This window comes from Mesorhizobium sp. WSM4848, from assembly GCF_055811375.1.
Genome location: NZ_JBVVPX010000012.1, coordinates 17,690 through 30,059, shown reverse-complemented (window position 1 = coordinate 30,059; position 12,370 = coordinate 17,690). Strand labels below are relative to the sequence as shown.

The following is a 12,370-nucleotide window of genomic DNA, read 5'->3' as shown; positions in this document are numbered from 1 at the left end:
ACAGGTCGCTCGGCTCGTCGGGGTCATTTCCGACAGCAGCACCGGGTAATCGTTGTGGACATCGGCGAGAGAGGGCTGCCATCGTCGATCAGGCAACCGCCGATGCGACGGCAGGCAAGGTCTCCGATGCGGACGTCGCTTCGTTCATGATGTGGTAGCTCGCGTCAGGAGAAGATCTCCGCCAACTCGTCGACGCTGGTGCCTTCCTTGACCTGACGCAGTTCGACATAGCTGACCGCCGTGGCTACCGACAGCACCATAGAAACCACGGTCGACAGCATGGTTGCCGCCACATCGGCGACAATTCCGTCTAGCAGGAGAACGATAGCCGCCATCACCGACTGAATGACCATCGTGATGATCATAAGGATAAGGAAAAGACCAAATAGCGCCCAGCGGCTGCCCTTGGTCAGGACGCGGCTGCGCGACATGCTGCCGAGCACACCTAGGCGCTCCTGTATCAGAACTGGAATAGCCACCGACCAACCAAGCCACAACATGATTCCGGGGACCAGCAGAGCTAATGAAGCAAGGCCCGCCCCCAGCACTACGAGCAGGCCGATCCCCAGGGTTGGGAGCAAATAGCGGATGGCTATCTGGATGCAGTCGCCAAAGGACGGCCGTTTGCCGTTCAAATCCTCGATCGTCGCCCGCACGAGTGCCGACTGGAGCAGCAGCGACAGGATAAAGGATATTAATCCGGCGGCAATGCCGACGGAAGAATTCCAAAGCATCATACTAGGATCGGCCACCGCGGTTGGGTCGCCCAGTGCAGTCCCGCTCAAGGTCGATTCGGTCCAGAGTCGGAGAACTATCGCCGGCAGACCTGAGAACAGCAGCGCGAGTCCAAGGTACAGACCGATATTGCGGCTGATGACAGCAAAGCTGTCGTTGAAAACCCTGCCGATGCGAAACTTGTCCGGTCGTTCCAGTGTCGTTGAAACCATGATTACGTCCCCTCACTCAATCGCCGCATATCGGCTGGTGATCCCCGCATCAAATGTGCCAACAATGGAGATCGACGTCTAGCCCACTTGCAATTGCCGTTGTGCATTGCCAGTGTCGAATGGGAACCACAGGTTGCAGGGGACAGTTGGCAGTGGCACAGCCAGGCACAGCGGAAGCCGAATGGCTGGCAAAAGCGCATGAGCAGTTGATCTCGGACAAGTCGATCCAGTTCGAGTTGCCGGCCTATGTGCCGCCCCAGCCGCCTGACTGGCTGAAGCCGCTGCTGGACCTGCTGTCGTCGCTCGGTCCCTACATGATCTATCTGTTCTGGGGGGCGGTGCTATCAGGCGCCGCGATCATCCTGTTCCTGGTCTTTCTCGAAATGAAAGGCATCGCCTGGCGCCTGCCCTGGCAGCGCGCGCGGCGCGAAACCGAGGCGGAGGAAGCATGGCGTCCCGACGCCGGCGCCGCGCAGATCCTGCTGTCGGAAGCCGACGCGTTGGCCGCGAGAGGCGACTATGACGAAGCTGTCCATCTCCTGCTTCGGCGCAGCGTCGCCGATATTGCCGGCCGGCTACCGGATTTTTTGCGCCCGTCGCTCACGGCGCGCGACATCGCCGCTGCTGCTTCGGTTCCCGCTAAGGCCCGCGCGGCGTTTACCGAGATCGCACGCATCGTCGAAGCCGCATTGTTCGCGCGCCGGCCGGTCGGCGCCGAAGGCTGGCGGCAAGCACGCGGCGCCTATGAGCGGTTCGTCTTCCGGGATGCCTGGATATGAGCGCTGCGACGGTCGAACCAGCGGCACAGGAACCGTTCAATCGAAGAACGCTGTTTTGGGGCATTTTCGCCAGCCTGCTTGCGGCAGCGGGTTTCTTCCTGCTGTCCACCTATGCGCCCGACTTCCGGCAACCCGGCAATGGCAGCGCCACGCCGCTGTCGAAAAGCGGCGTCGGCTATGCCGGCCTGGCGGAATGGTTGCGGCTCACCGGCGAGACGCCAGCCATGGCGCGGACCGATCAGGATCTCGGCACCGACATGCTGCTGATCGTCACCATTTCGCCAGAGAGCGATCCCGCCGCGCTCGACCACATCCTCGAACTTCGGCAGGACCTGAATACCCTCTTCGTGCTGCCCAAATGGCAAACCCTGCCGCTGGAAGAGCACGAAGGTTGGAAGATGAAATTCGGGCGATTGCCCGATCCCGTGGTGAACCAATGGCTCGGCCGGATCGCCAATGCAAAGATCGGCGTCGGCCAAAGCACGGTGCAGCAACTCGACATCGAGGGCCAGCTTGTTGCCGTCCCCGATGAATTGCAGTGGGTGGCGGACGAGCATCCAATCATAGCAGCCGGCAACAACAAGGCTGTGCTCACCGAAGTGGACGGCAAGCCCTTTTATGTCCTGACTGACCCCGACCTGATCAACAACGCCGCGATTGGGAATCCCGACAAGGCGGCAGCCGCGCTCGATCTGATCAGCCGGCTTCAATCCGGAATCAGTCCGTCCTGGTCCAATTTCAAACTGCCCGACCCTGACCAACTCGGCGACGCCGCATCCGAAAATCCAGATAAGAGAGCCCGCGCACAACCGGTCATGTTCGATCTCACGCTGCATGGCGCGGGGCGAAAATACGACCTTGCCAAGCTCCTGGTCGAACCGCCGTTTCTGGCGCTGACACTGACGACCCTGGCCGCGGCGGCGCTGGCTTTCCTGCGCGGCCTCGGCCGTTTCGGCCCGCCGCGCGCCGAGCAGCGCGCCATTGCCTTCGGCAAGGGTGCGCTGGTGGATACGACGGCGATGCTGTTGCGGCGCGCCGGGCGGCTCGAGGAACTGGGAGGCCGTTACGCGGCCTTGATGCGGGTGCGCGCCGGCGCACTGCTGGGAGCGCCGCAGGGGCTGCAAGGCGAAGCGCTCGACCGCTGGCTCGATTCTCGCGATAAGGACGAAGTCAGCGGATTCACCGCGCGGGCGCAAGCCGCCGGCGAGGCGAAAAACCTGACGCAAATGCACGAGGCAGCCGAGCGGCTGCACGATTGGACGGCAAGGAGGCTCGGTGAACGTCGATGATGTGAAGGCCCTGGCGACACGGATCAGGGAAGAAGTGGCCAAGGCGATCACCGGACAGCACGACACGGTCGACCTGATGCTGACCGCCCTGTTCGCCGGCGGGCATATCCTGCTGGAAGGCCCTCCGGGCACGGCCAAGACAATGACCGCGCGGTGCTTCGCGCAGGCTCTGGGTGTCGCCTACGGGCGCATCCAGTTCACGCCGGACCTGATGCCTGGCGATATCGTCGGATCGAACATCTACAATTTCCAGACTGGACAGTTCACGCTGACGCGCGGTCCGATCTTCTGCGATCTTTTGCTTGCCGACGAGATCAACCGCACGCCGCCCAAGACACAGGCAGCACTTCTGGAGGCTATGCAGGAACATGCGGTCACCTTCGACGGCACCACGCATTCGCTGGGCCGCAACTTCATGGTGGTCGCGACCCAGAACCCGATCGAGCATCAGGGTGTCTACCCTCTGCCCGAGGCACAGCTCGACCGTTTCCTGTTCAAGCACCGGGTCAGCTATCCCGGTCCTGAGGAGGAACGGGCCATCATCATCCACCACGGCGGCGGCTCCGCCTCGCACGACATCGCGCAATACGGCATCAAGGCTCAGACGGATCGCAAGACGCTGGAGAAGGCACTCGAAACCGTCGGCTCCGTCACCCTCGTCGACGACGTCGTCGGCTACATCGCGGCGTTGGTGCGTGCCACACGCGAAAGCCCGGACCTGGAAGTCGGGGCCAGTCCGCGCGCGGGCGCCATGCTGGCCAGGGCGGCACGAGCACGGGCGGCGCTGGACGGGCGCGCTTATGTGATCCCAGACGACATCAAGGCGCTGGCGGTGCCGGCGCTGCGCCATCGCGTCATCCTGTCGCCGGCCGCGCAGATCGATGGCCGGCTGGTCGAGCAGATCGTCTCCGACCTGGTCGACCAGACGGAAGCGCCGCGTTGATCTATCCCAGCGGCCGAGCGGTGTGGACGGCGGCGGCAGGCGCGGTGCCGGCCTTCCTGGTCGCGCTGGCGCTGCCATCGCTCTGGTATCTCGGATTGCTGTGGATCTGCCTGCTGCTCGCCTTCCTGGCGGTGGAAGCCGCGGCAGGACGCGGGCGGGCATCGCTGACCGCAAACCTCCACGCTCCGCCGCAGGTCGGCGTCGGCGGCCAATTCACCGTCCATGTCGCCACCCGTTTTTCAGGCCGGACGCGGACCCTGGAGGCGCGCGTCGGTCATGATGAACGCCTGGTACCGATGGGCGGAACCGGTGGTCCCATGGCTGCCACAGGGGACGGCGGATCGCTCGACCTGCGGTTCCAGGCGCTGCGGCGCGGCATCGCCAGCTTCGATCGTCTGTGGCTGCGCTGGCGCGGGCCGTTCGGACTGGTCTGGAACCAGGTGGTCCTGCCGATGGAAAGCAAGGTGGCAGTGTTGCCCGACGTCCGCAGCGCCCGCGACCAGGCGATCACGCTGCTGCAGCGCAACGCCCTGCCCGACGGGCATGCGCAGCGCCGGGCCGGCCAGGGCCGGGAATTCGAGGCGCTCAAGGATTATCAGCCCGGCATGGGCCGGCGGATGATCGACTGGAAGCGCAGCGCCCGCCACGGCAGGCTTCTGGCGCGCGAGTTCCGTATCGAGGAGAACAACAACATCGTGCTGGCCATCGACAGCGGACGCCTGATGTGCGAGCCGGTCGACGGCCTGCCGAAGGTGGACCGGGCGGTGGCGGCAGCCATGCTGTCGGCGTTCATTGCGCTCAAGGGCGGCGACATGGTCAGCCTGTTCAGCTTCGATGCGCGGCCGCGCGTCGCCAGCGGCGCGGTGCGCGGCTCGGCCAGCTTCGCGATGATCCAGAAGCGGGCGGTTGAGATCGACTATTCCAACGAGGAGACCAATTTCACCCTGGCGCTGACCACGCTTGCGGCGCGGCTCGACCGGCGCTCGCTGGTCATCATCTTCACCGACTTCGTCGATCCGATCAGCGCAGAATTGATGCTGCGCACCGTCGGCCGGCTCACCGAGCGGCATCTGGTGTTGTTCATGATGATCAGGGATGTCGAATTGGAGAGCTTGGCCGACATGCCACCTTCATCAGGCGAGGATGTCGCCCGCGCCGTCGTCGCCGGCGGGCTTTTGCGCGAAAGGCAGGTCGTCATCGGGCGGTTGCGGCTGCTCGGCGCGCATGTGATCGAAGCCGACCATCAAAGGCTGGGGCCGGCGCTGGTCGAGCGCTACCTGCAGGTCAAGCGCGAGGATCTGTTGTGAGCGCGCCAGTTCCCGGCGATGCTCGACCCGGCGATGCCGTGCGCCAGTCGCTGGCCAGCTTCCGTCGGGAGCGCGAGGCCGACTGGAAGGCGTTCGAGGCGCTACTCGCCCGCGTCGAGAAACGCGCGCCGCGAACACTGTCGGAAGAAGAGTTGCTGTCGCTGCCGTTGCTCTACCGTTCGGCATTGTCTTCGCTTTCGGTGGCGAGAGCGACATCCCTCGACAGCGCGCTGATCGCCTATCTCGAATCCCTGTCGCTGCGGGGATATTTTTATCTCTATGGGGCACGCCGCGGGCTGCGGCAGCGTGTTGGCGATTTCTTCCTGCACGACTGGCCCGGTGCGATCCGTGATTTGTGGCGCGAGACGCTGGTGTCGGTGGCGCTGATGTTTGTCGGCATCGGCGCCGGCGCCTGGTTGGTAGCGTCCGACAAGGGCTGGTTCGACGCGATCATCCCGTCAGGCCTGGCTGCCGGCCGCGGTCCCGACGCTTCGGCCGAGATGCTGCGCAGCATGCTTTATGATGGCGACAATGGCTTTCTCTCAGGCTTTGCCGCTTATCTTTTCACCCACAACGTCCAGGTCGCAATCCTCGCCTTCGCGCTTGGATTTGCTTTCGCCGTGCCGACGGTGTTGCTGATGCTGTTCAACGGCTGCATGCTGGGTGCGCTGTTCCAGGTCTATTGGGCAAAGGGGCTTGGCATGGAACTTGGCGGCTGGCTGGCCATTCACGGCACCACCGAATTGTTCGCCATCGCACTGGCCGGCGCTGCCGGCATGCGGATCGGCACGCGCATCGCCTTTCCCGGCGAGTTGACCCGCATGACGGCAGCCGCCCATGCCGGACGCATCGCAGCGACCGCGATGGTCGGCGTTTCGGTCATGCTGCTGTTTGCCGGATTGCTCGAGGGCATCGGCAGGCAGACGATCACCAGCGACGGCACCCGCTATGCCATTGGCAGCGGCATGCTCGCACTGTGGATCGGCTATTTCTACCTGTTCCAGGTGGTGCGCAATGGCGACCGCTAGACGCGCCGCGCTGGCGACAAGGCGCTCGCTGATCACGCCTGAAGGTGTCGACCTTCAGATAAAGCTGGCCGACGCCGGCACGCGGGCTGCCGCTTTCCTGCTCGATGTCGTGTTTATCGCCACGGCTGCAATCGCCGTCACGATTGTTGCGCTGTTCGGGGTAACAGGTTTCGGCACTGATAAATTGCAGCCGCTTTTCATCGTCTGGATCATCGCGATCTTTTTTCTGCGAAACGTCTATTTCATCGCCTTCGAGGCGGGCCGGCGCGCGTCGACCCCCGGCAAGCGGATCATCGGCATCAGGGTGGCGTCACGCAACGGAGCCGGCCTGTCGGTCGATCAGGTCATCGCCCGCAATCTGATGCGCGAGATCGAAGTCTTTCTGCCGCTGTCGATTATCGCCGGACGCAGTGGAATGGGCGTCGCCGATACGCTGACGACAGTCTTCGGATTGGTATGGGCGCTGCTGTTCGCCTTGTTCCCGCTTTTCAATCGTGACCGGTTGCGGATCGGCGACCTCCTGGCGGGAACATGGGTCGTCGAGGCGCCTAAGCGCACGCTGATGGAGGATTTGTCGGCACGAAAAGATCCGGTCGCCAGGACTTTTCAGTTCAGCCACGCGCAGCTCGATGCCTATGGCATCGCCGAACTGCACAAGCTGGAAGAAGTGCTGCGCCGCGACGACTATTTCGCGCTGCGGGCGGTGGCTGAGACGATCGGACGCAAGATCGGCTCAACGCCGCAGGCGCATGATGCCCGCCCGTTCCTGACCGCGTATTACGGGGATCTGAGGGCGCATCTCGAACGCAAGATGCTGCTGGGCAAGCGAAAGGCGGACAAGTATCAGCGGTAGCTGGAGAGGCCGGAGGCGATGCAGCGCAAAATTAGCGAGGCTGAAGAATCCCGAATTGAGCGCGCTATTCAGGCAGCAGTGTCTGGATCCTGGGACGAGTTTAGCAGACTTACTGATGCACCTTTTCCGAACGACGAATCGATGAGGGAACAATTCGACGATTCTTCCTGCCGACTTCAACAAGCGGGAGAAAACTGCAAAGTAAGTTGGGGGATCGAGATCCTGGACGATGGCGCGCGTTTTATAATTGCTAGAATAGAAGCGCCGCCGGTGGTGGATATCGTACTCTCACTGCACAGCACGAGTGAGCACAGTGACAGTACGATCAGTGTATCTGGACATTCTTTCAGCAATTGAACTGGGAAGACTAGCCATCGCCCGGTTCTCAAGCGGTGAACTCTACCCCACCCACTTCACGTAGTCCGACACCAAGAGGTGCAGCGGCGCGACGTCCTCGTCGATGTCGGCGAAGCGGCCGATCGGTTCGCGGAAGACATTGTCGGTGAGATCGTCGTTGACGGTCGACACCTCGCCGATCAGCACATCCTTGCCCTCGGCCCAGAACGCATGCCAGACGCCAGGCAAAAGCGTGACGCTCTCGCCGGGATCGAGCTTCAGCAGCCCGCCCGCCGGCAGCCTGTGGATGGTTCCGTCGACGGGCACCGATACTTCGGCCGTCGGATCGATGCCGCCATCGCGATCGTGCATGAATAGTTCCAGCACCAGCTTGCCACCACCACGATTGATGATGTCTTCGGCCTTGATGTTGTGGCGATGCATCGGCGACAGCTGATCCTTGCGCGAGATCATGATCTTTTCGGCATAGAGCATGCCCATGCCCTTCTTCATGTCCTCGTAGCGACCGTTGCGAACGGTGAACAGGAAGAGGCCGAGCTCGTCGAACTTGCCCTGGCCGTAGTCGGTGATGTCCCAGCCGAGCCGGGAGGAGAAGATGGCCGACGAATCCTGCCGACGCGCCTTCATCTGTTCCGGGGTCCAATAGGCGAAGGGTGGCATGATGTAGCCGAACGAACGGATGAAGGCATCGGCGTCGCGGATGATGTCGTTGATTGCGGAGCGTTTCATGGTCGTGGTTCCTTCCAGTCGGCCTAGGCGATCTCCAAACCGAATAGCCGAACGCCGATCCGGTGTCGACGTAAACTGCATGAGTTGGCCTCATGACATCCGGTCCGATCAAGTTCATAACGGCAACCAGTTTCCTGATGGTGGCAATTCCATGCTGAGCATAGACGAACTCGATACGCCGGCGATCCTGATCGACGTCGACCGTGCCGAAGCCAACATCGCGCGGGCGCAGGCCCACGCCGACCGCCAAGGGCTGAAGCTCAGGCCGCACATCAAGACCCACAAACTGCCTTACTGGGCAAAGAAGCAGATCGCTGCGGGCGCCGTCGGCATCACCTGCCAGAAGATCGGTGAAGCCGAGGTGATGGCCGATGCCGGCCTCACCGACATTTTTCTGCCTTACAACATTCTGGGCAGGGCCAAGCTGGAGCGCCTCAAGGCGCTGCACGGACGTGTGACGCTGTCGGTTACATCAGACAGCCTGGAAACGCTTAACGGGCTCGACGCAACCTTCGCCGATCAAGGCCAGCCGCTACAGGTACTGGTGGAATGCGACACCGGCATGGGCCGCTGCGGCGTCCAGTCGGCCAGCGAGGCGGTCGCATTGGCCAGAGAGATCGACAAGGCCAGGGGGCTCGCCTTCGGCGGGCTGATGACCTATCCGGCGGCAGGCCGCGCTGCCGAGGCTGAGGCGTGGCTCGCCGGTGCGCGTCAGGCGCTCGCCGCATCCGGCCTCGCCTGCCAACGCATCTCCAGCGGCGGCACGCCGGATATGTGGCGCTCGAGCGAGGCTTCCGTTATCACCGAGTACCGCCCCGGCACCTACATCTATCTCGACCGATACCAGGTCGCCAAGGGCGTCGGAAGCCTCGACGATTGCGCGCTGACGGTGCTGTCAACGGTGGTCAGCCATCCGACGCCGACACGGGCCATCCTCGATGCCGGCAGCAAGGCCTTGTCCAGCGACACGCTGGGGCTGGCCGATTTCGGCGAATTGCTGGGCGTTCCGCGCGCTACCGTCACCAGCCTCAGCGAAGAGCACGGCAACGTCACGCTTTCCGGCGACGCCCGGCTGCGTATCGGCGAGCGCGTGCGCGTCGTGCCCGACCATTGCTGCGTCGTCACCAATCTGTTCGACGAGGTCCACCTGATCGCCGGAGAACGGGTGCTGGAGACGCTGCCGGTGGCAGCGCGCGGCCGCATGGGGTGAGAAGCGGTCCGCGGAGCGGACGGAAAGCCAATTGCTTGGCTTTTCGAGCTTCGAACGCCCTGAGCCCGCGAAGTGCCGGGCAAATCTCAAATTAGTCAGCTGATTGCCGTTCTGCCTGCCTCGCCGCGACACGGCGCATGGAAATGACCCGGCGACGTCGGATTTCCGTGCGCATCGCCATCAGATGCAGCGCGAAGAACAGCACGGTAAAGCCCATAGCCATCACCAGCAACGGCCGCAACAGGCTGGGATCGATGGTCGGCCCGCCAAGCCGGAACACCGAAGCCGGCTGATGCAGCGTGTTCCACCAGTCGACCGAAAATTTGATGATCGGGATGTTGATGAAGCCGACCAGGGTGATGATTGCGGCGGCCCAGGCGGCGCGCGCCGCATCGTCGAGGGCCCGCGTCAGCGCGATGATGCCGAGATACATCAGGAACAGCACGAACACCGAGGTCAGCCGCGCATCCCACACCCACCAGGTGCCCCACATCGGCTTGCCCCAGATCGAACCGGTGATCAGCGCGAGCGCTGTAAAGACGGCGCCGATGGGTGCCGCCGATTTCAGCGCGACATCGGCCAGCGGATGGCGCCATACCAGCGTGCCCAATGCGGAAACCGCCATCAGCGTGAAACACATCATGGCCAGCCATGCGAAGGGCACATGGATGTACATGATACGTACGGTGATGCCTTGCTGGAAATCCTCCGGCGCCGTGAAGCTCATGTAGAGCCCGGCGGTCAGGAGGAGTGTGGCGATGGTTGCCAGCCACGGCACCACCTTGTCGGCCAACCCGACAAACCGCGTCGGGTTGGCGAAATCCATCCAGCCGCTGAGGCGTGAAGTCAGGTCACTCATGCGGCTTTACATAAACCGGCGACGCGTTTGGGGCAACTACAGCACCGTGGCGCGGGTGCGCGTTCCCTTCTCCCCTTGTGGGAGAAGGTGGATCGGCGCGTTAGCGCCGAGCCGGATGAGGGGTGCTGGAAGGAGTGAGGCGCAAAGATCCTATCTGCCTTGCGCCTGAATTTCGATTCTGGATGGAGGGTTGCGCCAAGCTGGAACACCCCTCACCCGACCGAGCTTCGCTCGGCCACCTTCTCCCACAAGGGGAGAAGGGCGGGCCTGGCAGCTCAGGCGGCCGCGTCCGTGATGGTGCGGCTGAGGCGGCGGACTTCCTCGTCGTTGAGCAGGCCGCCGGCGCGCAACAGGCTGGCGAAGCGGCCATTGCGCATCGACAATTCGGCGAAGCCACCCATTTCGACCACCTTGCCCTTGTCCATGAAAACGACCAGATCGGCATCGCGAACAGTGGTCAGGCGGTGGGCGATGATGAAGGTGGTGCGGCCGCGCCGCAATTCGTCGATCGCTTCCTTGACGCGATCTTCCGTCTCGACGTCAAGCGCGCTGGTCGCTTCGTCAAGCACCAGGATCGGCGAATCCTTCAGCACGGCGCGCGCGATTGCGATACGCTGGCGCTCGCCGCCCGAAAGCTGTCCGCCGCGTTCGCCGACGACCGTATCGTAGCCGTTGCTCTTCGACAGGATGAAATCCTGCGCGGCAGCGGCATTGGCGGCGGCGTGGACCTCATCATAGGTCGCCTCGGCGCGCCCGACGCGGATATTGTCCTCGATCGAGCGGTTGAGCAGGCCCGCATCCTGGAACACGGTGGCGATCGAGTGGCGCAGCGACTTGCGGGTCACCGTGCGGGTATCGATGCCATCAATCAGGATACGGCCGCTGGACGGCGAAAAGACCCGCTGCAAAAGATTGATGAGCGTGGTCTTGCCTGCGCCCGTCGGGCCGACGATGGCCACGGTCTGGCCGGCGCGGACCTCGAACGACACGTCGTTCACGCCCTGCCCCGAATTGGCGAATTCGAAATTGACGTTTTCAAAACGCACATGACCAGTGACGTTGACCAGGTCACGCAACCCGTCCGGCTCGGCGGCGTCGGCCGCGGAGTCCTCAAGCCGATAAAATTCCTCGAGCTTGGCCCTGGCTTCCGAAATCTGGTTGGCGAAGGCCGACATCTGGTCGAGCCGGGCGATCAGCAGCGTGGCAAAGCCGGTAAACGCGATGACGTCACCGATACGCAATTGGCCATGCATGACCAGATAGGAGCCGATCAACAGCACGACCATCATCGAAATGGTCGACGACAGACGGTGCAGAGCGTTGGCCAACGCCCACCAGTCGAGCACCGGATACTGGGCATCAAGCAGATTCTTGACATAGCGCTTCAAGGCGTCGGTCTCGTGGCCGATGCGATTGTAGCTCTGCAGCACGGCGACATTGCTGACCGAGTCGCTCACATGCGCGAACACCTGGTGAAAGTGCCGCTCCACGGACGCCTGGCCTTCCCTGGTACGACGCATCACCAGCCGGCCGATTCCGACGTAGAGCGCGCCCAGCGCCAGCAGGACCATCGACATGCGAATATCCATGCTGAGCGCCGTCGGCACCAGCAGAACCAGCGCGACAACGGTGGACAAATGCTGCCTCATGAACTCGAGCCAGAGGCTGAACAAGGTCTCGACCGCGCGCAGCAGCGTATGCAGGGAATTGGAGGTGCCGCGCTGATGATGCCAGGCAAGCGGCATGGTGATCACGCGCTCGAACGACTGGCAAAGGACCTCGCTGCGCCTGGCGTGGGCAAAACGGTCCGCGCCGCGCGCCACCAGAACGAAGGCGATGACGTTGAAGACGCCGATACCGGCCCATAGGCCGAGCGTCGAAAAGACCGAGCCGCCGTCCGAAATGGCATCGATCACCCGTCCGAACATGATCGGCTCAAGGATGGCGATAATCGCAAGCGCGACATTCGCCCCACAGATAAACGCGACGCGTTTTCTGTCGGCAGCGAGATAACCGAGCGCTCTCCAGTAGATTTGCAGAAGGGACACTTCAGCTACTCCGGCAAATTG

At 63.1% G+C, this 12,370-nt stretch carries 12 protein-coding genes; 8 read left to right on the top strand and 4 right to left on the bottom strand.

The annotated features are described in order from the left end of the window. Positions 1–164: 164 nt before the first annotated feature. Positions 165–947, bottom strand: coding sequence for a hypothetical protein (locus AC0L16_RS13595; protein ID WP_473621322.1), 783 nt, complete (start codon positions 945–947; stop codon positions 165–167). Between the two features lie 152 nt (positions 948–1,099). Here AC0L16_RS13595 and AC0L16_RS13590 point away from each other — a divergent pair, with 152 nt between their 5' ends. From AC0L16_RS13590 to AC0L16_RS13560, 7 genes are all read left to right on the top strand, one after another. Further along, positions 1,100–1,726: a DUF4129 domain-containing protein gene (locus AC0L16_RS13590; protein ID WP_473621321.1), complete on the top strand. Its 627-nt coding sequence runs from the start codon at positions 1,100–1,102 to the stop codon at positions 1,724–1,726. Between the two features lie 257 nt (positions 1,727–1,983). Next, positions 1,984–3,015 carry a DUF4350 domain-containing protein gene (locus AC0L16_RS13585; RefSeq protein WP_473621319.1) on the top strand — a complete coding sequence of 344 codons (1,032 nt, stop codon included), beginning with the start codon at positions 1,984–1,986 and terminating at the stop codon, positions 3,013–3,015. After that, positions 3,002–3,958 carry an AAA family ATPase gene (locus AC0L16_RS13580; RefSeq protein ID WP_473621318.1) on the top strand — a complete coding sequence of 319 codons (957 nt, stop codon included), beginning with the start codon at positions 3,002–3,004 and terminating at the stop codon, positions 3,956–3,958. Before AC0L16_RS13585 ends, AC0L16_RS13580 begins: the two co-directional genes overlap by 14 nt. After that, complete coding sequence (locus tag AC0L16_RS13575; RefSeq protein ID WP_473621317.1) at positions 3,955–5,265, top strand: DUF58 domain-containing protein; 1,311 nt, start codon at positions 3,955–3,957, stop codon at positions 5,263–5,265. Before AC0L16_RS13580 ends, AC0L16_RS13575 begins: the two co-directional genes overlap by 4 nt. Next, positions 5,262–6,293, top strand: a complete 1,032-nt coding sequence (locus AC0L16_RS13570) for a stage II sporulation protein M (protein ID WP_473621316.1) — start codon at positions 5,262–5,264, stop codon at positions 6,291–6,293. Before AC0L16_RS13575 ends, AC0L16_RS13570 begins: the two co-directional genes overlap by 4 nt. Beyond that, positions 6,280–7,146, top strand: coding sequence for an RDD family protein (locus tag AC0L16_RS13565; protein WP_473621315.1), 867 nt, complete (start codon positions 6,280–6,282; stop codon positions 7,144–7,146). The genes AC0L16_RS13570 and AC0L16_RS13565 overlap by 14 nt, the downstream gene beginning before the upstream one ends. A gap of 18 nt (positions 7,147–7,164) precedes the next feature. Beyond that, positions 7,165–7,503 carry a hypothetical protein gene (locus AC0L16_RS13560; protein WP_473621314.1) on the top strand — a complete coding sequence of 113 codons (339 nt, stop codon included), beginning with the start codon at positions 7,165–7,167 and terminating at the stop codon, positions 7,501–7,503. 42 nt (positions 7,504–7,545) lie between these two features. On the opposite strand, the gene AC0L16_RS13555 is transcribed toward AC0L16_RS13560, so the two are convergent. Next, a complete protein-coding gene (locus AC0L16_RS13555) occupies positions 7,546–8,232 on the bottom strand; it encodes a D-lyxose/D-mannose family sugar isomerase (RefSeq protein WP_473621313.1) in 687 nt (228 codons plus the stop codon). Between the two features lie 151 nt (positions 8,233–8,383). On the opposite strand from AC0L16_RS13555, the gene AC0L16_RS13550 reads away from it, so the two are divergent. Then, on the top strand, positions 8,384–9,442 hold the full coding sequence (locus tag AC0L16_RS13550) for a D-TA family PLP-dependent enzyme (protein ID WP_473621312.1): 1,059 nt from the start codon (positions 8,384–8,386) through the stop codon (positions 9,440–9,442). Between the two features lie 91 nt (positions 9,443–9,533). On the opposite strand, the gene AC0L16_RS13545 is transcribed toward AC0L16_RS13550, so the two are convergent. Beyond that, positions 9,534–10,301, bottom strand: coding sequence for a heme ABC transporter permease (locus AC0L16_RS13545; protein ID WP_473621311.1), 768 nt, complete (start codon positions 10,299–10,301; stop codon positions 9,534–9,536). Between the two features lie 275 nt (positions 10,302–10,576). Next, positions 10,577–12,349: a glucan ABC transporter ATP-binding protein/ permease gene (locus AC0L16_RS13540; protein ID WP_473621309.1), complete on the bottom strand. Its 1,773-nt coding sequence runs from the start codon at positions 12,347–12,349 to the stop codon at positions 10,577–10,579. Between the last annotated feature and the right edge of the window lie 21 nt (positions 12,350–12,370).